The organism is Micromonospora sp. DT231 (assembly GCF_049847025.1).
In the GTDB taxonomy this organism is placed as follows: Bacteria; Actinomycetota; Actinomycetes; order Mycobacteriales; family Micromonosporaceae; genus Micromonospora.
In genome coordinates this window covers 281294-303160 of sequence record NZ_JBNCNO010000003.1, presented here as the reverse complement: position 1 = coordinate 303160, position 21867 = coordinate 281294, and the positions used below count along the sequence as shown (strand labels likewise).

Below are 21867 nucleotides of genomic sequence, written 5' to 3'. Positions count from 1 at the left end.
CCGGGCGCATCGACCACGGGCGTGTCGACGCGCGCCGCGCCGAGCCCGCTGACCAGGGTGGATGGCGTCAGCGCGTGTCCGCGTACGTGGATCGATTGTCGGTCTGGTCGGGCCCGCCGGCCTCGGTGCGGGTCCCCACGCCGGTCTCGGGGGCGTCGTTGCCGGCGGCCCGGCTGCCGGCCGTGCGTTGTCCGGGGACGGACGCCGCTCGGGCCGGACGGCGCGGTGCGAGCCGGCGCATCATCGGGGTTTCGACGTAGCGATGCAGCAGCCCGGCGAGGAGCAGTGTCACCAGCAGGAAACCGAGCACCACGACCGGGCCGCGCCAGCCCTCGAAGCCGGTCCCCCAGTCGCCGGTGAAGCGCAGCACGCTCGTCATCACCAACACGTGGACCAGGTAGAAGGCGAAGGAGACCTCGCCGAGCCAGACCAGCGGGCGGGACCGCCACGGCGACCGCCGGTCCCGCACGTCCGCGTCCGCGGCGGCGGTGATCACCAGCAGGTACGTGACCGCGAGCAGCGTGGTCCACAGCTCCGCGGGAATCCACTGCGTGGCAACCGCCCAGGTGCCCACGAAGATGACGCTGGCCCAGGTCAGCCCCGGGCCGCGCCAGAGTCCCCGGCGCATCAACTCGGCCGCCACCGCGCCCAGCCAGAACTCCAGCGACCGGACCGGCGGGAAGATCTGGGTGAACCACCACCGGCTCACCTCCGGCACCAGGTGCTGGGCCGGCCAGAGCGCGAGGATCAGCAGGGGCAGCGCGACGATCAGCACCACGAGTAGCTTCGGCCGGGCCCGGCGCAGCAGCGGCAGCGCCAGCGGCAGGCAGAGGTAGAAGAAGAACTCGCAGGAGAGCGACCAGCTCACCGTGTTGAGGCTGTAGAACCAGCCCGGCCGGGGATCCCACGCCTGCAACAGCAGCACGTTCTCCAACGCGGCCGCCGGCAGGACCGGGTCGGCGAACCACCAGGCGACGAGCAACGTCGCCCCGAACAGCACCAGGTGGTTGGGGTAGATCTTGGCAATCCGACGCCGCCAGAAGGTACGCCGGGAGTCGCCGACCCGGGCCGACCAGACCAGCACGAACCCGCTGAGGATGAAGAAGAACTGCACCCCGGACAGGCCGAGGCCGAACAGCTTGTCGACAACGGCCTTGTAGTCCGGCTCGGCGATGATCCGCATGGTGCCCGCGTGGAACCCGAAGACCAGCAGCGCGGCGATCCAGCGCAGCCCGGTCAGCGAGGGCAGCCGGAGCGGTGCGGGGGCGGGCCGGGCGGTCGACGGCGCGGCGGCGCTCGTCATGAGCGGATACCGAGGCTTGGCAGGGTCACCAGCACGTTCGTATCCTCCTCGGCACGGCGTGGACGGCCCGGCGGCGACGCCCGCGACGGCCCGGCGGGGCCGCACCCGGGGCACCCTACCGGGTCACTCCCGGGTGAACCGGACGAGTCCCACCGGTCCCGGGCGTGGTGGGGCGGGCGGCGTTAACCTTCCGCTGGGTGGGAGTTCAGCGACTCCACCATCGGCGGTCACGTGCGGTTCCGGGGCCGGCCACCCGGGTCGTCGAAGGTGGCGGGCGTGGTCAATGAGCCGACGCACGCACCGCTGCTGAGCATCGTCGTGCCCGTGTACGGCGTCGAGGCGTACCTGTACCAGTGCCTCGAGTCGATCCGGGCCGACATCCCGGCCGGCGAGTCGGACGCGGTCGAGTTGATCGCCGTCGACGACGCCTCCCCGGACGGCTGCGGCGAGATGCTCCGCTCGTACGCCGCCGGCCACGACCGGGTCCGCGTCGTGCACCTGAGCAGCAACGTGGGTCTGGGTCTGGCCCGCAACGCGGGGCTCGACGTGGCCACCGGCCGGTACGTCTGGTTCATCGACAGCGACGACTGGGTGCCGCCCGGCACGATCCCGGCGGTGCTGGACCGGCTGCGCCAGCACCAGCCCGACGTGCTGATGCTGGATCACCTGCGGGTGCACGAGGACGGCCGGCGGGAGGTCGACGCGAGCAGTCACCTGCTGCGCGGGATCGCCGACGTGACCCGCCTCGACGACCAGCCGCACCTGCTGCGGGTGCAGCACACCGCCTGGAACAAGGTGGTCCGCAGGGACTTCCTGGACCAGTTGGAGCTGCGGTTCTTCCCCGGCTGGTACGAGGACATCCCGTTCAGCCACCCGCTGCTGATCGGCGCGGAGAAGATCTCCGTGCTGGACCGGGTCTGCTACCTGTACCGGCAGGGCCGGCACGGCGCGATCACCTCCACCCGCAGTGGCCGGCACTTCGACGCGTTCGCCCAGTACGAGCGCCTGTTGGACTGGGTCGCCCGCAGGCACCCCGACGAGCGGTTGCGGGCCGAGTTGTTCCAGCTGATGATCAGCCACTACCTGGTGGTGGTGGGCAACGACGACCGGCTGCACCCGCACCTGCGGCGGGACTTCTTCCGCCGGGCCGCCGCGCACTACCGCCGGTACCTGCCCACCGGCGGCTATCCGCTGCCCACCGGGGTGACCGGGCTCAAGCACCGCCTCGTCGGGCGCGGTGACTGGCTGGCGTACTCGGCGCTGCGCCAGGCGCACCGGGTCGCCGGTCGTCTGCGCCGCGGCGCCCCGGCGGGTGGCGTCGGCACCGCGGCCAGCCCGGTGAACGCCGACGAGGACCCGGGGCGAGGGGCGGACGTCGCGACGACGCGGGACGGCGGGAACACGGCGGATCGGCGCGACGCGCTGGCCGGGAGCCGCCTGCCGTGACCACCGCACACCACGCCGGGAGCCGGAGCGACTCCCGGCGCACCGGTTTTCCAGGTCGTCCGCCCGCCGGGTGGACGACGACAGCGGCACCACCGCACGCGGGTGCGGGCAAACCTGAGCAGAGGTCGGAATGACGGCGACAGTCAAGATCGGACCGCACCTGGTCGGTGCCGGGGAGCGACCGTTCGTGGTGGCCGAGATGTCCGGCAACCACAACGGTGATCTGAACCGGGCGCTGGCCATCGTCGACGCGGTGGCCGAGAGCGGGGCGCACGCGCTGAAGCTCCAGACGTACCGGCCCGACACGATCACGATCGACGTCGACACCCCGGCGTTCCGGATCTCCACCGGGCACGAGTTGTGGGGCGGGGAGAACCTGTACCGCCTCTACGAGCGGGCGCACACCCCGTACGAGTGGCACGCGCCGATCTTCGAGCGGGCCCGCGAGCGTGGGCTGACCGTCTTCTCGTCACCGTTCGACGCGACCGCCGTGGAGCTGCTGGAGTCGCTGGACGCGCCGGCGTACAAGATCGCATCTTCGGAGCTTGTCGACCTGCCGCTGATCCGGCTCGTGGCCAGCACCGGCAAGCCGATGGTGATCTCCACGGGGATGGCGACGGTCGCCGAGATCGACGCCGCGGTACGCACCGCCCGGGACGCGGGCGCGGCGGGCATCGTCCTGCTGGCCTGCACCGCGTCCTACCCGGCGCCGCCGGCCGACAGTAACCTGCGCCGGCTGCCGGTGCTGGCGGGCGCGTTCGACGTGCCGGTCGGGCTCTCCGACCACACGCCCGGCATCGGGGTGGCGGTCGCCTCGGTGGCGCTCGGCGCCTGTTTCGTCGAGAAGCACGTCACGCTGGATCGTGCCGACGGCGGCGTGGACTCGGACTTCTCGCTGAACCCTGCGGAGCTGACGGCGCTCGTCGCCGAGTCCGGCCGGGCGTACGAGGCGCTGGGTGGCACCGCGATCGGCCCGACCCCGGCCGAGCGGGAGGGACTGCGGTTCCGCCGCTCGCTCTTCGTGGTCGAGGACGTGCGCGCCGGTGACCAGGTGTCCGCGCAGAACGTGCGCTCGATCCGGCCGGCCGGCGGCCTGCCCCCCGTGGAGATCGACCGGGTGTTGGGCCGCACCTTCACCACCGACGTCTCCCGCGGCACTCCCCTGAGCTGGGATCTGATCTGACGGTCGTCCGACCGTCGGGGGGCAGCTCTACCGGGATCGACGACCGACAGCAGCACCCCGATCGTCGGGCACGAAGCCGACGGTGACCACCAGGTCGGCCAGCCAGAGGGTCCGCCAGACCGCGGACCCGTCGGCCGGCGTACTCAATCCGTGGCGACGCCACCACGCCGCCACCGGCACGTTGGTCAGCTTGCAGCAGCACTCGGCGCGGGTCCACCGCGCCCAGAAGTCCTCCAGGCCGAACCTGCGGGCCAGCGCCGGGGGCACCGGGGCGTCGGCCCGTTCCGCGTCGATGGCCACCCGCCACCCCGGCGTCCGCGGGCCGTACCAGCCGACGCAGCGTCCGTCGTCCAGGTGACTGCGGGTCACCGCGTCGGTCAGGGCGGCGGGAGCACCGATGCGCAGGTGTCGTTCGGCGACGGCCAGCAGCCCCGGCACCGGACGGGGCCGGAGCTGCCGGTCCAGGTCAGATGGCGGCGGCACCGTCCACCACGATGACCTGGCCGTTGATGTTCGTGTGCTCCCGCAGCAGCATCCGCACCACGGGCGTGACCTCCGCCGGCTCGGTCAGGTGACCGGTCGGGGTGCGGCGCACGATCTGGTCGAGCTGGGTCGGGCCGAGCACGGCGGACATCTCCGAGGCGAAGAAGCCGGGAGCGACCGAGTTGACGAGCATCCGGCCGCCCAACTCCCGGGCGAGCGAGCGGGTGGCGGCGTCCATGCCGCCCTTGGTGGCGGAGTACGCGACCAGGCCCGGAAAACCGCGCTGCCCGCAGATCGAGGTGATGTTGACGATCCGCCCGCGCATGCCCTTGCCGAGCATCCGGCGGACCACCAGCCGGGTCAGCTGCAACGGGGCGGTCAGGTTGGTCTCGATGATCCGGGCGATGTCGTCGGTGGCGGTGTGCACGTGCAACGAGTCCTGCCCGACGGCGGCGTTGTTGACGATGCCGTCGATGGGGCCGAGGCGTTGCTCCACCTCGCGGACGAAGCTCTGCGCGGCCCGCAGGTCGGTGACGTCCACCGAGCCGACGTGCACCCGGTCGGGGTGTTCGGCGGCGAGTTTCGCCAACTCCGGCGTGACGGTACGGGCGAACGCCGCCACCCGTACGCCGGCGTCGAGCAGGTCGGTGACGATGGCCAGGCCCAGGCCCCGGGAACCGCCGGAGACGAGGACCACCGTGCTGGGCGGGACGAGCGGGGTGACGGCGGGATCAGACATCGCTCTTCAGGGTCTCCTTGACGGGAATGTCGGTGAGCACGCGGATCCGGCGGGGCACCGCGTGCTCGGGAAGCCGGTCCGCGCACCAGCGGACAAGCGCGGCCTCGTCGGGCACACAGGTGCCGACCGAAGGCGGGCCGGTGGAGTCGGTGGGACTGAGGACCACCTCGGCGACCACCATCCGGCCGAGCACCGGGGCGCGGCGGCCGGTCACCCGGGCCCAGGCCACCGCCGGATGCCCGGCCAGCACTGCGCGGACCAGGCCCGCGGAGACCTTGCTGCCGCCGACGTTGATCTCGTCGGAGTCGAGGCGGCCGGTGATCAGCACCCGGTCGTCGAGCACCTGCGCCCGGTCCCCGGTGTGGATCGGGCCGGACAGCCCGGCCCCGTGGTGCGGGGAGGTGACCACCAGCTCGTCGTCGCGGACGGAGAGCGTGGGCCGGCCCGGGGTGTCCCGGTCCAACCAGTCGACCGGGAAGCCGGCGCGCCCGTCGTGCACCACAATTGACGCTCCCACCTCCGACGAGGCGTAGATCCAGGAGATCCGGGCCGAGGGGAACACGTCCCGGAGCTGGTCCAGGATCGCCTGGTCCACCGGCTCCCCGCCGAGGGTGATCTGGCGCAGGGGCACCCGGGCCAGCGCGGCGGCATCGCGGTAGAGGGTGCGCCGCCAGAAGGTCGGTGTGCCGGAGGCGGCGTCGACCCCGTACGCGGCGGCGATGCCGGGCCAGTCGTCCAGCTCGTCGGGCTCGACCACCACGAGGTGCTGGCCGGGCTGGGTCAGCGACAGGGTGACCACCTGCCACCAGGCGTACGTGCCGGGCGCGTACGGGCAGAGCCAGGTCCGGTCGGGCTGCTCGGCCCGCACGGTGGTCAACGTGTCGAGGGTGTGCCCGACCCGCTTGGGACGCCCCGTCGAGCCCGAGGTCAGCAGCCACAGCCGGCCGGCCTCGGTGGCGCGGGGCCGGGCCGGCGCGCTCGGGTGTGCTCCGTCGTCGTCGAGGACGCCGACGGTGAACCCGGCCTCCCGCAACTCCGCGCGCATCGCCGTGTCGACCCGACTCGCGGTGCTGAGCAGTAGCTCGGTGCCGTGCACGGCGTGCTGCCGAGCGGCGGTGAGCGCGTGCACGCCACGGTGGGCGAGCACCGCGGCCGGGTCGGGCAGCGTCGGTGTGGGCAGTGCCCGCCAGGTCAGCGCGGTGCCACCGACGACGATCCGGTTGTCGGCGCCCGCCGGCTCCCGGGGCGTGGGTGCCGTGTCGCGCGCGGTCGCGACGGTCACTGGTGTTGAAGCTCGACGAGGAAGTCGAGGACGTCTCCGACGGTGGCGATGCGGCGTAGGCCGGGGGCGTCGAAGTTGAGCTCCTCCCCCGTCTCGTCCTCCACCCGCAGGGCCAGCTCGGAGAAGTCGAGCGACCGGAACCCGATCTCCCGCAACTGCGCCGCGTCGTCGGCGGGCAGCTCCTTGTCCTGGTTCTTCAGCACCTGAGCCATGAGGTCGCGGATCTGCGCGCGACTCAATTCGTTCATGCGGCGCAGTCTACAACCCAACGAATGCATATCTGCTTTCCCGGTGCGCCCGGGTAAGGTGCTCCGACCGGACGTGAACAGCTAGGAAAGCGAGACGCACGTGCTGCGCGAAGCGACGGCGGACGACGTTCACCTGATGTTGTCCTGGCGTAATCAGGAAACGAACCGTCAGGTCAGCAAGACCAGCCACGAAATCACCGCCGACGAGCACGACCGGTGGTGGTCGGCGGTCCGCGACGACAGGTCCCGGCGGGTGCTGGTGTACGTCCGCGACGACCGGCCCTGTGGCGTCGTCACCTTCTTCGACCTGCGGTTCGACGGCCCTCGCACCGGTGCGTGGGGCTTCTATCTGGACGCCGACGGGCTGGCCGGGCGGGACGAGACGCTGCCCGCCTGGCTGGGGGTCATGCGGGAGGCCGTCGAGTACGCCTTCGACGGGCTGCACCTGGACCGACTCGACGGCGAGGTGCTCGGTCACAATACCGTCGTACGACAGATGAACCGGCGTTTCCGATTCGTCGAGGGCACCCCGAGACAGGAGTTGTCCGACGGTCGGGAAATCACCGTAATCCCGATTTCCCTGGCTCGGGCCGACCGCCGCCAACGCTGATTGTCGTACCCATTCGGGTCATGGTCCCGAAGCATTAACCGATGGTGTTCCCGGTGGACATCCGCCGTTCACGACTAGCGGTGTCCACCGGGGTCAGGCCCGTCGCCAGGCCGCCCAGTGCTGCGCCGGGTTGCCGCCGAGCCGGACGAAGCCGTACGCGGCGCCGTCCCAGTCGTCGGGCTGGCCGGGCGCCCAGCGGGCGAACACCACCTGCGCCGCGGCCGGCGGCTGCTCGCCGAACCACCGGACGTCGGTCCAGGTCACCTGGTGGCTCAGGTTGAACCGCAGGGCGTAGTGCACGCCGGTCGAGGCCCAGACCCGCTCGCCGGGGCGTACGCCGACGTCGGCGACCCGGGGCGTCGGAGCGGTGCTCGCGACGGCGGGCCGCACGACGCGGTGCTCGATCACCTGCATGGCGACGAGGTTGGCCACGACGAGCACGCCGAACATCGGCAACCGCAGTCGGGGCACCAGCGCGGCGGCGACGAGCAGCAGGCAGCCGCCGATCCCGACGAGTGACCCGAGCACCGGGCGCATCTCCCGCCAGCCCCCGGTCAACGCCGCCAGGTCCGGCGCGCTGAAACCGCCGTAGCGCAACCGGTGGCCCTGGCTGGCCACGTACGCGAGGCGGACGGCGATCAGCGCACCGCCGCCGACCAGCAGGGCCACCGCGACGGCCGCCCGGCGCAGCACCACCCGGCGCCCGGCGGTGAGCAGCACCCCGAGCCCGACCAGCAGCCAGAACGGCGCCAGCATCTGCACGTAGCGGCCGTAGATCGCGTCCAGCGGCTTGCCGGTGATGCCGGCCAGGATCACCGACGCCCCGCCGGCCACCCCGACGGTCACCACGAGCGCCACGCCCATCGTCCAGCGGGCGGCGTCGCCGTGCCGTGGACGCCACAGTTCGCGCACGGCGGCGGCCCAGGCCACTCCCGCCAGCCCGAACGTGATCACCACGAGGTACCAGAGCTGGGTGGCGACGCCCGCGCCGACGCGGACCACGCCCTGGACGGAGGCGACCGCCTCGACCGTGCCGCCGCCGGGGGTGCTGCCGAGCAAATAGACCCTGTCGCCGAGGTAGCGGATGGCGGCGGCGTTGACGAGCGCCATGGCGAGCACCGGCAGCAGCGCGGCGAGCACCGCGGGCGGGCCGATCCGGCGGCGGACGAGCAGCAGCAGGACCAGTCCGGCGTGCACCGCCACGATCACCAGGCCGCGCGAGTGCAGCAGGTGGAACCCGCCGACCAGCAGGCCGACGGTGGCGGCGGCGAGCGGGCCGGGCCGGGAGATCCAGCGGTGCACGGCGAGCAGCCAGGCGACGACGAGCGGGGCCATCACCGTGTCGATCATCGCGATGCCCGCGTAGAAGGCGGTGGCCGGCAGGGTCGCCGCCGCGACCGCGCCGAGCAGCGCGTACGACCGGCGCAGCCCGAGCAGGCGGCGACCGAGCAGGTACGCCAACGGCAACAGCGTCGAGTTCACCATCGCGTTGATCAGCTGGACGATCCGGTAGCTGTCGCTGAAGTCCCGGTCCCCGAGGAACGCCGGCGAGATGAGCATCGGGTAACCGACCCGGCGCAGCAGGTCGTTCTCACTGCTGAAGCCGCCCGGCCCGCCGGCCAGCGCGCGGGCGGTGTTGAGGTAGCTGTCCTCGTCGGTGTGCGCGATCGGCAGCACGATGTGCCGGGACAGCCACATCCGCCAGGCGACGCTGAGCACCCAGCCGACGACGAGCAGCAGCGGCACCAGCCAGCGCCGCGCGGGTGCGGGGTCCGGTGTCCGCGCCGGCGCCGCCGGCCGGTCGATCACGTCGCTACCGGATGCCATGAACGCCTCCAGAACTGCCGGCCGGACCGGTCCCCGCGTGGACCGGCCGGGCCTGTCGGCCGGCGCCGGTGACGCGTGGGGTGACCCGCTCGCACCGAGCCGATGCGGATGTCGGGTGAACGCGCGACCGGCCGCAAACCGGGCTGCCGGGTCACTCGCGCGGTCACTGTAGCGGCCCGATCCGGCCTGGTCAGGCCGGTTACGGGCCGACCGGAAGTGTTTGCCTACGCGGTGCTCGGCATTCACAGGAGCAGGGGGCGCGGTTCACCCGCGAGCGTCGGGGAGTTAACCCGCCATGGTTAGCGTCTCACCCCGGTCGGCCGGCCGAGGGCCGCCCGTTCATCCACGATCACGGGAGCACCACATTGAGTGAGTTGAATGGATCGTCCATTCTGATCACCGGGGGAACGGGTTCCTTCGGCAGGACCTTCCTCCGGCACATCCTCACCGAGGCCGACCCCGCCCGCGTGGTCGTGTTCTCCCGCGACGAACTCAAGCAGTACGAGCTGCGCCAGCAACTCGGCGACGACCCCCGGTTGCGGTGGTTCATCGGCGACATCCGGGACCGGCACCGCCTCACCCGGGCCATGCACGGCGTCGACCACGTGGTGCACGCCGCCGCGCTCAAGCAGGTGGACACCGCGGAGTACAACCCCTCCGAGTACATCGCCACGAACATCACCGGTTCCCAGCACGTCGTCGACGCCGCGATCGAGGCCGGCGTCCGGAAGGTCATCGCGCTCTCCACCGACAAGGCGTCCAGCCCGATCAACCTGTACGGCGCGACGAAGCTGGTCGGCGACAAGCTGTTCGTCTCGGCCAACCACTACGCCGCCCAGCACCCCACCCGGTTCGCCGTGGTGCGCTACGGCAACGTGGTGGGTAGCCGCGGCTCGGTCGTCCCGCTGTTCCGCCGGCTGGCCGCCGAGGGCAAGAGCCTGCCGATCACCGACAAGCGGATGACCCGTTTCTGGATCACGCTCGACCAGGCCGTGCAGTTCGTCATGGACTCGTTCGACCAGATGCAGGGCGGCGAGTTGTTCGTGCCCCGCATCCCGAGCATGCGCATCCTCGACCTGGTCGAGGCCGTGGCCCCGGACGCCACCACCCACGAGATCGGGATCCGGCCGGGCGAGAAACTGCACGAGGAGATGATCGCGCCCGACGACAGCCGCCGGACGCTGCGCGCCGACGGCCGGTTCATCGTCCAGCCGACGATCGCGACCTGGGGCTACCAGCCGCCGGTCGACTGCGACCCGGTGCCGGACGGCTTCGCCTACCAGTCGGACACCAACGACGAGTGGCTCACCGTCGAGCAGCTGCGCGACATGCTCGGCCTCACCGCATGACGGGGATGCTCCCGTACGGCCGACACTCGATCACCGAGGACGACATCGCCGCCGTCGCCGACGTGCTGCGCGGCGACTGGCTCACCACCGGCCCGCAGGTCGACGCCTTCGAGGCCGACCTCGCCCGGTGGACGGGCGGGGTCGGTGTCGCCGCCGTCGCCAACGGCACCGCGGCCCTGCACGTGGCGTACGCGGCGGCCGGCGTCGGACCGGGCGACGAGGTGGTCGTCCCTCCGATGACGTTCGTGGCGACCGCCAGCAGCGCGGTAGCCCTCGGCGCGACGATCGTGTTCGCCGACGTCGACGACGAGACGTTCTGCCTCGACCCGGCCGCGGCCGCCGCCGCCGTCACCTCGCGGACGAAGGTAGTCGCCGCGGTCGACTACGCCGGTCACCCCGCCGACTACGACGCGCTGCGCGCTTCGGTCGCGGGCAGCGACGCGTTGCTCCTGGCCGACGCGGCGCACTCGATCGGCGGGACGTACCACGGTCGGCCGGTCGGCTCACTCGCCGACCTGACCACGTTCTCGTTCTTCCCCACCAAGAACCTGACCACCGCCGAGGGCGGCGCCGTCGCCGCGCTGGACCCGCGGCTCCTCACGCGGGCCCGCCGCTTCCGTGGCGTCGGGGTGGTCCGCGAACGCGACGAGCTGCGCTTCGGCGACGAGGGCGGCTGGCACCAGGAGGTGCACGAGTTCGGGCTGAACTACCGCCTGCCGGACGTGCTCTGCGCCCTGGGCCGCAGCCAACTGCGCCGGCTCGGCGAGTTCACCGCCCGACGCGCCGCCCTGGTCGCCCGCTACGACGAGGCACTTGCCGACCTGGACGGCGTACTCCGGCCGACCCGGCGGTCCTGGGCGGAGCCGGCCTGGCACCTCTACCCGATCCGCGTGCTCGACGGGCGTCGCCGCGAGGTGTACGACCGGATGCGCGCCGCCGGCATCGGCGTCCAGGTCAACTACCTTCCGGTGCACTGGCATCCGGCCTTCGCCGACCTCGGCTACCGGCGCGGGTCCTGCCCGGTGGCCGAGTCGTTCTACTCCCAGCAGTTGTCCCTGCCGCTCTACCCGGGGCTCAGCGACGCCGAGCAGGATCGCGTCATCGACGCGCTGACCGCGGCCCTGCGGGTCGGCTCGGTGCGTTCCGCCGCCTGATGGGAACCTGATGCACCACGCCAACCACTTCTACGGCCACGCGCACGTGCTGGCCCGCTACGCCGGTCTCGGCGACCGGCACCCACCGCGGATCAACGGGTACGTGCAGCACGGCTGGAACATCGGCGACGGCCTGGCGCCCGGTCACCCGTACGCCGAGCGCGCCCCGAGCCTGCTCTGGTCGGAACAGACCCGCCGGCGGGCCTGGTCGGTGGGGCGGCGCAACGTGGTCGTCATCGGCGCGCCGTTCGCCTACCTGCTGGCCCTGCGCCCCGAGGACCCGCCGGCGGAGGAGCGGGAGGGCACCATCTGGTATCCGTTCCACGGGTGGGAGGGCCAGCACGTCAAGGGCGACCACCGGAAGTTGATCGCGCTGATCCAGGACACCGAGCCCGGCCCGGTCACCGTCTGCCTCTACTGGCACGAGTACCGGATGCGCAAGGTCCGCCGGCTCTACGAGCGCGCCGGCTTCCGGGTGATCTGCCACGGCTACCGGGGACACTGGTGGAAGGACACCGACCCGGAGTTCCTCGACAAGCAGTTGACCGAGCTGCGTCGGCACCGCCGGGTAGCATCCAACCGGCTGACCAGTGCGATCTTCTACGGCATCGCGGCCGGCTGCGAACCGGCGGTCTACGGCGACCCGATGATCCTGTCCAACGAGGACCCGACCTTCGGCGGGACGGCCCGCATCCGGCGGCAGTGGCCGCAACTGCACGGCACCGAGGTCGACATGCCCACCGCGGTCGAGATCGCCCGCGCCGAGCTGGGCACCGACCACCGCTGCACGCCGGCAGAGCTGCGGGAGCTGCTCGGTTGGGCGAACCTCCAGGAGGAAGAGGACCACAGTGACGACTGAGAGGCTGTCGGGGAACCCGGGGGCGAGCGAGGCGGAGTCCAGGCGGCGATCCGGCAAGGCGGAGTGTGGTCCGGATACCGGTGTTGTATCCGGACCACACTCCAACGCCGCCGGTCGTCGGCTGGGCCCGTCGCAGCCGCTGCGGGGTTCCCCGACAGCCTCTGCGACGGCACCCGCCGGCCGGATCACCCTTCCCGGTGGCGAGATGCTGGCCTGGTCCGACCTGCCGCGGCAGCGCCTGGCCGACGGTGGACCCGTCGCCGCGCTGGCCGCCCGGCTCGTGCCGCCCGGCGCCCGGGTGCTGGTGGCCGGGCCACACGATCCGGCCCTGCTCGACCAGCTCGGCCACGCCGAGGTGACAGGCCTGCTGCGCAGCCACCCGGACGCGGTCGCGCTCGCCCAGCGGGCCGCCCACCTGGTGGTGGGTGGGCCGGCCGGGTTGCCCGACGACGAGACGTACGACGTGGTGATCGCCGCGGCCGGGCTGGACCCGGTGGAGTCGGTGGAGGGCGCCCGCCTCGGTTGGGACGGCGTGCTGGCGCGACTGGTCGCCGCCCTGCGTCCGGGTGGCGCGCTGGTGCTGTGCGTGGACAACCCGCTCGGCCTGCACCGACTCGTCGCCACCACCCCCTGGTACGCCGGCCGGGACGATTCCGCGTGGACGGTCGGCGGGGTCCTCGACCGGACCCACCCGGCCAACCGGGACCAGCTCCGCGAGCGGCTCACCGCGGCGGGGCTGCGGCCGGGCGCGTGCTGGGCCGCGTACGCCGACGCCGACGCCCCGACGGCGCTGCTCGACGCCGGCCACCTCGACTCCGACACCGGCTCCGGGCTCTTCGACGCGGTGCTGCACGGCGCGTGCGCCGGTTTCCCGAGCGACACCGTGCTCCAGGACCCGTCCCGGCTGGCGGTGGACGCGCTGCACGCCGGCCGTGCCGCCGACCTCGCGCCGGGTTGGCTGGTGCTCGCCCACCGGCCCGCCGACCCGGCGGATCCCACCCCACCGGCCGTCGACCGGGACCTGCCGGTGGTGCTCGTGCAGACCGGGCGGCCCGGGATCGGTGTGCTGGAGGTGCTGCACGGCCCGTCGGGATGGCGGTGGGGGCGGATCGCGACCACCGAAACGGACCTGCCGGCCGCCGCGCCGTTCGCCAGTCGCGAGGCCGCGTACCGGGACGCCGGCGCGCTGTCCGGGCCGGTGCCGGCCGGCCGACTGCTGCGTACCCTGCTGCTCGACGCGGCCCTGCGCCGCGACCTGGCCACCCTGCGCACGCTGCTGCACGGGTACGCGGGCTGGCTCGCTGACCAGGCCGACACCGACGGCCGGATCCCCGGCGCGGCGGCGCTCGCCAGCGCCGACAACGTGGTCGTCGACGGCGAGCGGTACGCGGTGCTCGACCCGAGCTGGCGGGCCACCGAAGCGCTGCCCGCCGACGTGGTGCTGGCCCGCGGGCTGTGGCGCTTCGCGACGGCCCTGCTCACCGGCGGGTACGCCCACCCGTGGCCGTCCACCCTCGACGTCGCCGGCCTCACCGTGGTGCTCGGCGGCCTCGCCGGCCACGACCTGGACCGCGCGACGGTCGCCGAGGCGGTGGAGGCCGAGGCGGCGATCGCCGCGGCGCTGCACGGGCTGGACACCGACGGCAGGATCCACCTCGCCACCGAGCTGCACGCCGTCACACCCACCGACCCGCCGGTCGGCGCGCGCAGCTACCAACAGCTCCGCGAGGCGTGGCTGCGCCAGCGCGAGGAACTCGCCCGGCTGGCGGCACTGACCGCGTGGACCGAGGAGCTGCTCACCTCACGGGAACGGGCGCTGCGTAGGGCGGAGACGACAATCGGCCTGCTCAGCGGGTCGTTGAGCTACCGGGTCGGCCGACTCGCCATCACCCCGGCCCGGCTGGCCAAGCGGGGCGCCCGCGCCGCCAAGCGCCGGGCCACCGCCGCGCTCACCCCGAAGGAGGAGCAGCAGTGACCGGCGTACCGGCCGACGGGGTGCCTCCCACGCGCGAGGTGGCGCCGACGCACGAGGTGGCCCCGACGGACGCGGCGGCCCCGACGCACGGGGTGGCCCCGACGCACGGCGCGGCTCCGACGGACGGGCTGGCCTCGGCGGGCGGCGCGGGAGCCCGGATCGTCGGCATCGTGCAGGCCCGGATGGGTTCGTCCCGGCTGCCCGGCAAGGTGCTCCGCCCGCTCGCCGGGCGTTCCGTGCTGGGCCGGGTGGTGCGCGCCGCATGCGACAGCGGCGTCCTGGCCGACCTGGTGGTCGCGACCAGCACGGACCCCGTCGACGACGCCGTGGTGGCCGAGTGCGCGCGGTGGGGCGTGGCGTGCCACCGCGGGCCCGTCGACGACGTGCTGGGCCGATTCGTGGGTGCGCTCGCGGCGTACCCGGGCGACGCGGTCATGCGGTTCACCGCCGACTGCCCACTGCTCGACCCGGAGATCATCGCCCTGGTCGCAGCGGTCTACCGGGCGGTCCCCGGGCTCGACTACGCGAGCACGTCGATCGCCCGCACCCTGCCCCGCGGCCTGGACGTGGAGATCATCGCGGCGGAGACGCTGCGCACCCTGGACCGGCTCGCCACCGATCATCACCGGGTGCACGTGACCTCGTACGCGTACACCCATCCAGAGCTGTTCCGGGTGCTCGGGGTGACGCTCACCCCGGACCTGTCGGCGCTGCGGCTGACCCTCGACACCGAGCGGGACTGGGCGCTGGTCAGCGCGGTCGTCGACCACTTCGGCGACGTCAGCGTGCCGCTGGCCAAGCTCGCCGACTGGCTGCACGGGCAACCCCACCTGCGTGCGCTCAACGCCGACGTCCGACAGAAGCGGCTGGAGGAGTGCTGAACACGCCGCGGGTCGGGCTGCGCTGCGACGCCAGCCCCCGGCGGGGCGTCGGCCACCTCGTCCGCTGCCTGGCACTCGCCGAGGAATTCCTCGCCCGAGGCGCCCACGTCGCGGTGTTCGGCACCGTCGAACGGCTCCCCTGGGCCACCGCGGAGCTGGCCGCGCGGGGCATCCCCCTGCACCCGGGCCCGGACTCGCCGGCCGAGCTGGTCGAGGCGGCCCGCCGACACCACCTCGACGTGCTGGTCCTCGACTCCTACGAGCTGGACCCGGCCGGGGCGGGCGCGCTACGCGCCGCCGGCGTGTTCACCCTCGCCGTCATCGACGGGGACACTCGGGGCCAGGTCGCCGACCTCTACCTCGACCAGAACTTCGGCGCGGAGCTGCCGGGCCTGGGTTCCGCGGCGGAGCCGCCGGAGCTGCCAGGGCTGCCGGGGCCGCCGGGGCAGGCGGGCCTGCCGGGGCAGGCGGGCCTGCCGGGGCAGGCGGGCCTGCCGGGGCAGGCGGGCCTGCCGGGCCGACTGCTCGCCGGGAGCGATTACGCCCTGCTGCGCGACTCCGTGATCTCCGCCCGGCCGGCGGCGCCCCCGCCCGCCACGACTGTCAGCCGACCCCGGGTGCTGGCCTTCTTCGGCGGCACCGACGCGGTCGGCGCGGCACCGGTACTGACCCGGGTGCTCGTCGCCACCGGTCATCCGATGGACCTCACGGTCATCGTCGGCCGACCCGAGATCGAGGCCGAGGTCGAGGACGTCGCCCCCGGCCGCGGGCAGATCATCCGGCCGGTGCCACCCACCAGCACACTGCCCGCCCTGATCACCGAAGCCGACCTGGTGGTCAGCGCCGCCGGCACGTCCACCTGGGAACTCTGCTGCCTCGGCGCACCCGCCGCGCTGGTGTGCGTGGTCGACAACCAACGCGAGTCGTACACCCGGGTGGTGCGGCACGGCCTCGCCGCCGGCCTCGGTGAGTTGCCGGAGCTGACCGCCGCCGGCGTCGCCGGACGCGCCGCCCGCGCGGCGGCGGCACGGACCCTGCTCGGGCTGCTCAGCTCACCGCAGCGCCGCGCAACGCTCGCCGCGCAGGCCTGGTCCACCGTCGACGGGCGGGGCCGGTCCCGGGTCGTGGAAACGGTGTTCGACGCCGTACGCGCCGCCGCCGGTCCCGGCCGACCAGCAACGGTCCGCCGCTAGCACGGGTGTACGAAAGTGCTGCTAGGGTGGCCGTATGACGCAGGCCGCCTACCAGCCGTCGATGCTCGACCTGGCCGACACCGGGCCGACCCTGGGGCCGCTGCCCGGCCTGATCCGCCGCCACCAGCTCAGCCGGGGCGCCTGGGTCGACCACCTCCCCGGCTGGGTGCACGGCTCCGACGCCGTCCTCGACACCCTGCTCACCGAGGTCCCCTGGCGGGCCGAGCGGCGCACCATGTACGACAGCGAGGTCGACGTGCCCCGCCTGCTCTGCTGGTATGACGGCGACCGGCAACTGCCGCATCCCGTGCTCACCGAGGCCCGGGCCGCGCTGACCCGGCACTACGCCCCCGCGCTGGGCGAGCCGTTCGTCACCGCCGGCCTGTGCCTCTACCGCTCGGGGCGCGACAGCGTGGCCTGGCACGGCGACACCATCGGCCGCTCCGCGCACACCGACACGGTCGTCGCGATCGTCTCCTTCGGCGCGCCCCGGCCGCTGCTGCTGCGCCCTCGTGGCGGCGGCGACAGCCTGCGCTTCCCGGTGGGCCACGGCGACCTGATCGTGATGGGCGGCTCCTGCCAACGCACCTGGGAACACGCCATCCCGAAAACCGCCCGCCCGGTCGGCCCCCGGGTGAGCGTCCAGTTCCGCCCGGTCGGCGTGGCCTGAACTCAAGCCCCACCGTAGGTGGGCTAGAGAAGGCCGGCGAGTTTGTAGAGGACCAGCGATCCGGCGACGGCGACGTTCAGGCTCTGGCCGTGCCCGACCATGGGAATCTCCACGGCCGCGTCCAGGTGGTCGAGGGCCTCGGGCGGGATGCCTGTCGACTCGTGCCCGAGCAGCACCACGGTGCGCCCCCGGGCGGCCGGCAAATCACCGAGTCGAATGGCCTCGTCGGCCAACTCCACCCCGAGGAGCCGGGTACCGGCGGCCCGTTCGTCGGCCAGCCACCGCAGCGGGCTGCCGACCCGGTGGACACATCCCGGCCGGCGCAGGGTGTTGCCGCGGGCGAGAGCCTCGTCCACCCACCGAAACGGCGGCACTGCCAGGCAGGCACCGACCGCGTCGCAGGTACGCAGCAGGGTGCCCAGGTTCGCGCCGTGCAGCGGCCAGAGCGGGGCGGCGATCAGGTGGCCCCAGCAGCGATGCTGGCGGGGTCGGCGGGCGGCACGCAGCTCGCGCCTCGGCCGGACCCGGATGGCGGCGCTCACGCCGCGTCGGCGACTCCGCCGGACAGAAGAAAGGTCATGTGAGAGGTGCTTGGCGGCGCACCCAGGCCATCACCGGCAACAGGAGCCCTCACCATACCGCCCCGGGGGCTCCCTCCACATGATCGTGCTCCATCCAGGATCGAGTGGTATCGCCGACGCGCCGATACCACTACAACCAGGATCGAGCGCGATCATGCGGAGGTGCGAACGTCAAGATCCGCGCAGCTTCCGGTAGATGCCGCCCGCGGCATGTCGGAGGCAGCACCTACCCGGAAGTCGCGCGGATCCCTCGGGCGAGACACACCCCGGGGACGGCAGGTTGAGATCAGTCGCGTTCGATCACGTGGCCGACCACGGTTGGGCCGAGCATCACCGCGAAGCCGGAGCCGTCGCGACGGGGATCCGCCGCCGGCAGCTCCACCGGCTCACCGGTGCCGGTCGCGCCGACCGGGCGCGGACCCACCCAGGCGACGACCACGTCCGTCTCACCCTTGAGGAAGCGGTGCGCACGCACGCCGCCGGTCGCCCGACCCTTCGCCGGGTACGACTTGAACGGCGTCACCTTGACCGTCGCCCCGGTGGAGGTGACCACCATCGGCTCGCCGTGCCCCGGGTCGTCGGTGCGGACCGCGCCGAAGAACGCCACCCGCGCCCCGGCCGGCAGGTTGATGCCGGCCATCCCGCCGCCCTTGAGGCCCTGCGGACGGACCAGCCCGGCCGGGAAGCGCAACAGCGACGCCTCCGACGTGACGAACGTCAGCGATTCGGTCCCATCGGCCAACCAGGTCGCACCCACCACCTCGTCGCCGTCGCGCAGGCCGATCACCTCGAACTCGTCGGAGCGCACCGGCCACTCCGGCGCGCAGATCTTCACCACGCCCTGCCGGGTGCCCAACGCCAGCCCCGGTGAGCCCTCCGCCTGCCCGCCCAGCGGGGCCAGGCCGACCACGGTCTCCCCCGCCGCCAACGGCACCAGCTCGGCCGCGGACATGCCGCCCCGCAGCGACACCGTGCCGGCCTGCTCGGGCAACACCGGCAGCGGCAGGACGTCGACCTTGAACGCCCGACCGGCGCTGGTCAACAGCAGCACCCGACCACGGGCCGTGGAGTGCACGATGGCGCGTACCGTGTCGTGCTTGACCCGGCCGTTGCGCCGACGCCCCTCGGCGCTCTCCTCCGACTCGGCCGCGGTCCGGGCGACAAGCCCCGTCGCCGAGAGGATCACCTGGCACGGGTCGTCGGCGACCTCCAGCGGGCCGGCCGGCGCGGACGCGGCCAACACCTCCTTCAGGTCACCGTCGACAAGCGTCGTCCGCCGTTCGGTGCTGAACTGCTTGACCACGGCCGCCAGCTCGTCGGAGACCACCTTCCGGAGCACCCGCTCGTCGTCGAGGATCTTGCTCAACTCGGCGATCTCGGCGCGCAGCCGCTCCTGCTCGGTCTCCAGCTCGATCCGGTCGAACTTGGTCAGCCGGCGCAACGGAGTGTCCAGGATGTAGGTGGCCTGGATCTCGGACAGGCCGAAGCGGCTCATCAGCCCGTCCTTCGCGGCCTGCGCGTCGTCGCTGCCCCGGATCAGCCGGACCACCTCGTCGATGTCCAGCAGCGCGATCAGCAGACCGTCGACCAGGTGCAGCCGCTCCTGACGCTTCCGCCGACGGTACGAGGTGCGCCGGGTGACCACCTCGTAGCGGTGCGCCAGGAAGACCTCCAGCAGCGCCTTGAGCCCCAGCGTGCGCGGCTGCCCGTCGACCAGGACCAGGTTGTTCACGCCGAACGACTGCTCCAGCGGGGTCAGCCGGTAGAGGTCGGCGAGCAACGCCTGCGGGTTGACCCCGACCTTGCACTCGACGACGAGTCGGGTGCCGCTCTCCCGGTCGGTGAGGTCCTTGACGTCGGCGATGCCGGTCAGCCGCTTGGTCTTGGTGACCTCGTTGGTGATCGCCGCGATGACCTTCTCCGCGCCGACGCCGTAGGGCAGCTCGACCACTGTGATCGCCTGGCGGCCCCGGCTGCCCTCGATCGGGCCGATCTCCACCTTGCCGCGCATCCGCACCACACCGCGCCCGGTCTCGTACGCCCGGCGCACCTCGTCCAGGCCGAGCAGCACCCCACCGGTGGGCAGGTCGGGGCCGGGGACGAACTCCATGAGCTTGTCCAGGGTGGCGTCCGGGTGGTTGATCAGCCAGCGGGCCGCGGAGACGACCTCGGCGAGGTTGTGCGGGATCATGTTGGTGGCCATCCCGACCGCGATCCCGGACGCGCCGTTGACCAGCAGGTTGGGGAAGGCGGCCGGCAGCACTGTCGGCTGGGTCAGCGACCCGTCGTAGTTGGGCTCGACGTCGACGGTGTCCTCGCCCAGCTCACCGACGAGCAGCATCGCCTCCCGCGACATGCGTGCTTCGGTGTTGTGGTTGACGAAACCGCCGGCGAGGAAGGAATGGTCCTCGGACTTGACCCGGACCGAGTAGACCTCCGCCGGCTCGCAGGGCGTTACCTCGGTGACGCGCTCGAACCGGTACCCAGAGTCCATGATCGGAAGAATTGTCGCCAGCAGTTCCGGCTCTTTGATGCGATCAATGATTCGAAGGCGCTCGGTCTCCCATCGCTCGACGCGATCGAAGTTGTGCGTCGTCAGCCACTTGCGCCCGCTACCACGACGGTCAAAGTCCAAGGTGTCACGCACATATGCGGCGACGAAGGGAACGTGATCCTTACTCAGCCGATGCGGACGCAGCGGCGCGTGACGCAGAACCTTGTTCAGCTTCGCCTGTTTGGTGCGGAGGAAGCCCACCCGATTAGCGAATGCCTTGATGTTTCGCAGACCGGAAATCACCAAGCGGTGCTCGACCGAGCCGCTGGGACGCGTGTAGCGGCGCCAGCAGGCGACGACACCGAATTCGGTGAGCAACTCTTGGACATCCCTGGTGAGCCGCGCACTGTAACTCGTGTACTGGATGGTGAAGCTGTCCTTGGCGACCCGCACCCCGCCGTCGCCTTCGAAAAGAGCCATCAGGAAGGCGCGCTTGACACCCCAGCCACCGTTCCAGACGAATTGCGGGATGAACTTGTCCCGGGCCTGATGCCCGATGAACTCCACCAATGGGCTTGCCCGGAAAGCGTCCATGCCGCCGGCATAGATCTGGACGTCGATTTCCTGAATGCGCTTCCGGTCGCGACGGGTCTGCCGCTCGCTGACGTAACGCTGACCACCAACCACCTGGTCGTACGCATGCAGAACCTCATCGAAGAAGTGCTCGTCGGTGTTGTTGAACCCAGCCCTTGTCTCACTCGCGAAGCCCTCGGATGCCCATGCGCCACCGAGAATGCCCAGCGAGTATTCGCGAGCGGTGGGTATGACCTGCGACCAAGCATTGCGCGCCACACAGACAATCGAGCCGACTGCAAGCTCGTCGAGCCGTCGCCACTGAAAAATGGGGACGCCCATGGGCGACTCAAGACAGAGCACCAGGTGATTTTCACTGCCCCGAAGCGAGAAACCGGCATCCGTGCCGATCCGGACCGTCGGATGGACGCCGGAGTTGAACACCCTGTCAACCTGAACGGCTTTACCGTCTTTGTCGAGCACCTCGAAGTCGACGTCGACCTCGCTGTCCGCAGCGAGGCTTACCAGGTCAGCAATTCGCGGGCTGGTGCCGTCAGCAAGTCGAATCCGGGTATCTCCCGTAACGCAGTAGCGCGAGGCAGCCGGGCCATCGTCTGGGGACCCAAAATTCCCGTGCCCGTCGATAAGCGGCACGTTGAGTGAGAAGTCCTGCGCGAGGCGAACCATAGCGTCATAAATGGCTGTATCACCATGTGGATGATACTTTCCCATTGTATCCCCGACAATTCGGGCAGACTTCACGTGCCCGCGATCCGGGCGGTAGCCCTGCTCGTACATCGACCAGAGGATGCGCCGGTGCACGGGCTTGAGGCCGTCGCGCGCGTCGGGCAGGGCGCGGGAGTGGATGACCGAGAACGCGTACTCCAGGTAGGAGTCGGAGACCTCGGTGACCAGCGGGTTGTCGAAGACCCGCGCGCCGGCCTGGTCGAACGAGGAGAGATCGACCTTGTTTTCCTTACGGCGTGCCATGACTCAGCTCTCCACGGGAACTGGAAG

The 21867-nt window shown here is 72.2% G+C and carries 17 protein-coding genes and 3 pseudogenes; 10 read left to right on the top strand and 10 right to left on the bottom strand.

What is annotated here, in order from left to right; all coding sequences use genetic code 11:
- Window positions 1-67 precede the first annotated feature (67 nt).
- A complete protein-coding gene (locus ACPXBU_RS09560) occupies window positions 68-1303 on the bottom strand; it encodes an acyltransferase family protein (protein ID WP_425757768.1) in 1236 nt (411 codons plus the stop codon).
- Window positions 1304-1579: 276 nt separating this feature from the next.
- Between ACPXBU_RS09560 and ACPXBU_RS09555 the strand changes: the two genes are divergently transcribed.
- Entirely contained in the window at window positions 1580-2749 is a 1170-nt protein-coding gene (locus ACPXBU_RS09555) for a glycosyltransferase family 2 protein (RefSeq protein ID WP_425757767.1), read from the top strand.
- Between the two features lie 130 nt (window positions 2750-2879).
- Window positions 2880-3932: a pseudaminic acid synthase gene (pseI, locus tag ACPXBU_RS09550; RefSeq protein ID WP_425757766.1), complete on the top strand. Its 1053-nt coding sequence runs from the start codon at window positions 2880-2882 to the stop codon at window positions 3930-3932.
- Between the two features lie 27 nt (window positions 3933-3959).
- On the opposite strand, the gene ACPXBU_RS09545 is transcribed toward pseI, so the two are convergent.
- Genes ACPXBU_RS09545 through ACPXBU_RS09530 form a run of 4 tightly spaced genes read right to left on the bottom strand, consistent with a single transcriptional unit; the run spans window position 3960 to window position 6684 of the window.
- Entirely contained in the window at window positions 3960-4415 is a 456-nt protein-coding gene (locus ACPXBU_RS09545) for a hypothetical protein (protein WP_425757765.1), read from the bottom strand.
- Window positions 4399-5154 carry an SDR family NAD(P)-dependent oxidoreductase gene (locus tag ACPXBU_RS09540; protein WP_357569970.1) on the bottom strand — a complete coding sequence of 252 codons (756 nt, stop codon included), beginning with the start codon at window positions 5152-5154 and terminating at the stop codon, window positions 4399-4401. The genes ACPXBU_RS09545 and ACPXBU_RS09540 overlap by 17 nt, the downstream gene beginning before the upstream one ends.
- Entirely contained in the window at window positions 5147-6436 is a 1290-nt protein-coding gene (locus ACPXBU_RS09535) for an AMP-binding protein (protein WP_425757764.1), read from the bottom strand. The genes ACPXBU_RS09540 and ACPXBU_RS09535 overlap by 8 nt, the downstream gene beginning before the upstream one ends.
- On the bottom strand, window positions 6433-6684 hold the full coding sequence (locus ACPXBU_RS09530; protein WP_091401397.1) for an acyl carrier protein: 252 nt from the start codon (window positions 6682-6684) through the stop codon (window positions 6433-6435). The genes ACPXBU_RS09535 and ACPXBU_RS09530 overlap by 4 nt, the downstream gene beginning before the upstream one ends.
- 100 nt (window positions 6685-6784) lie before the next feature.
- On the opposite strand from ACPXBU_RS09530, the gene ACPXBU_RS09525 reads away from it, so the two are divergent.
- Window positions 6785-7294 (top strand): GNAT family N-acetyltransferase, encoded by a 510-nt coding sequence (locus ACPXBU_RS09525; RefSeq protein ID WP_425757763.1) that lies wholly within the window; start codon window positions 6785-6787, stop codon window positions 7292-7294.
- A gap of 93 nt (window positions 7295-7387) precedes the next feature.
- Here the strand turns inward: ACPXBU_RS09525 and ACPXBU_RS09520 are convergent, their stop codons facing one another.
- Window positions 7388-9121, bottom strand: coding sequence for a hypothetical protein (locus ACPXBU_RS09520; protein ID WP_425757762.1), 1734 nt, complete (start codon window positions 9119-9121; stop codon window positions 7388-7390).
- Window positions 9122-9486: 365 nt separating this feature from the next.
- On the opposite strand from ACPXBU_RS09520, the gene pseB reads away from it, so the two are divergent.
- The 7 genes from pseB (at window position 9487) to ACPXBU_RS09485 (ending at window position 17202) form a co-directional block, all read left to right on the top strand.
- Window positions 9487-10470, top strand: coding sequence for a UDP-N-acetylglucosamine 4,6-dehydratase (inverting) (gene pseB / locus ACPXBU_RS09515; RefSeq protein WP_393367398.1), 984 nt, complete (start codon window positions 9487-9489; stop codon window positions 10468-10470).
- Entirely contained in the window at window positions 10467-11624 is a 1158-nt protein-coding gene (locus ACPXBU_RS09510; protein WP_425757761.1) for a DegT/DnrJ/EryC1/StrS family aminotransferase, read from the top strand. Before pseB ends, ACPXBU_RS09510 begins: the two co-directional genes overlap by 4 nt.
- A gap of 10 nt (window positions 11625-11634) precedes the next feature.
- The gene (locus tag ACPXBU_RS09505; protein ID WP_393367396.1) at window positions 11635-12483 is read left to right on the top strand and encodes a hypothetical protein; all 849 of its coding nucleotides are present in this window, start codon (window positions 11635-11637) and stop codon (window positions 12481-12483) included.
- Window positions 12484-12688: 205 nt separating this feature from the next.
- A complete protein-coding gene (locus tag ACPXBU_RS09500) occupies window positions 12689-14458 on the top strand; it encodes a class I SAM-dependent methyltransferase (RefSeq protein WP_425757760.1) in 1770 nt (589 codons plus the stop codon).
- A 128-nt stretch (window positions 14459-14586) separates the two neighbouring features.
- Window positions 14587-15339, top strand: a complete 753-nt coding sequence (locus ACPXBU_RS09495) for a cytidylyltransferase domain-containing protein (protein ID WP_425758004.1) — start codon at window positions 14587-14589, stop codon at window positions 15337-15339.
- Window positions 15336-16532 carry a PseG/SpsG family protein gene (locus tag ACPXBU_RS09490; RefSeq protein ID WP_425758003.1) on the top strand — a complete coding sequence of 399 codons (1197 nt, stop codon included), beginning with the start codon at window positions 15336-15338 and terminating at the stop codon, window positions 16530-16532. Before ACPXBU_RS09495 ends, ACPXBU_RS09490 begins: the two co-directional genes overlap by 4 nt.
- Window positions 16533-16566: 34 nt before the next feature.
- Window positions 16567-17202 carry an alpha-ketoglutarate-dependent dioxygenase AlkB gene (locus ACPXBU_RS09485; RefSeq protein ID WP_425757759.1) on the top strand — a complete coding sequence of 212 codons (636 nt, stop codon included), beginning with the start codon at window positions 16567-16569 and terminating at the stop codon, window positions 17200-17202.
- A 23-nt stretch (window positions 17203-17225) separates the two neighbouring features.
- Here the strand turns inward: ACPXBU_RS09485 and ACPXBU_RS09480 are convergent, their stop codons facing one another.
- From ACPXBU_RS09480 to ACPXBU_RS09465, 4 genes and pseudogenes are all read right to left on the bottom strand, one after another.
- The gene (locus tag ACPXBU_RS09480) at window positions 17226-17744 is read right to left on the bottom strand and encodes a TrmH family RNA methyltransferase (RefSeq protein WP_425757758.1); all 519 of its coding nucleotides are present in this window, start codon (window positions 17742-17744) and stop codon (window positions 17226-17228) included.
- A gap of 325 nt (window positions 17745-18069) precedes the next feature.
- Window positions 18070-20151: pseudogene (locus tag ACPXBU_RS09475) on the bottom strand (DNA gyrase subunit A); the annotation flags it as partial.
- Window positions 20152-20544: 393 nt separating this feature from the next.
- Window positions 20545-21426 (bottom strand): annotated as a pseudogene (locus tag ACPXBU_RS09470) (LAGLIDADG family homing endonuclease); the annotation flags it as partial.
- 12 nt (window positions 21427-21438) lie between these two features.
- Window positions 21439-21840, bottom strand: a pseudogene (locus ACPXBU_RS09465) (DNA gyrase subunit A); the annotation flags it as partial.
- Between the last annotated feature and the right edge of the window lie 27 nt (window positions 21841-21867).

What these genes read in the sequence shown, in the direction of transcription:
- ACPXBU_RS09560 (WP_425757768.1), bottom strand. Translation starts at nt 1,303, where the DNA reads ATGACGAGCGCCGCCGCGCCGTCGACCGCCCGGCCCGCCCCCGCACCG.
- pseI (WP_425757766.1), top strand. Translation starts at nt 2,880, where the DNA reads ATGACGGCGACAGTCAAGATCGGACCGCACCTGGTCGGTGCCGGGGAG.
- ACPXBU_RS09540 (WP_357569970.1), bottom strand. Translation starts at nt 5,154, where the DNA reads ATGTCTGATCCCGCCGTCACCCCGCTCGTCCCGCCCAGCACGGTGGTC.
- ACPXBU_RS09530 (WP_091401397.1), bottom strand. Translation starts at nt 6,684, where the DNA reads ATGAACGAATTGAGTCGCGCGCAGATCCGCGACCTCATGGCTCAGGTG.
- ACPXBU_RS09520 (WP_425757762.1), bottom strand. Translation starts at nt 9,121, where the DNA reads ATGGCATCCGGTAGCGACGTGATCGACCGGCCGGCGGCGCCGGCGCGG.
- ACPXBU_RS09510 (WP_425757761.1), top strand. Translation starts at nt 10,467, where the DNA reads ATGACGGGGATGCTCCCGTACGGCCGACACTCGATCACCGAGGACGAC.
- ACPXBU_RS09505 (WP_393367396.1), top strand. Translation starts at nt 11,635, where the DNA reads ATGCACCACGCCAACCACTTCTACGGCCACGCGCACGTGCTGGCCCGC.
- ACPXBU_RS09500 (WP_425757760.1), top strand. Translation starts at nt 12,689, where the DNA reads ATGCTGGCCTGGTCCGACCTGCCGCGGCAGCGCCTGGCCGACGGTGGA.
- ACPXBU_RS09485 (WP_425757759.1), top strand. Translation starts at nt 16,567, where the DNA reads ATGACGCAGGCCGCCTACCAGCCGTCGATGCTCGACCTGGCCGACACC.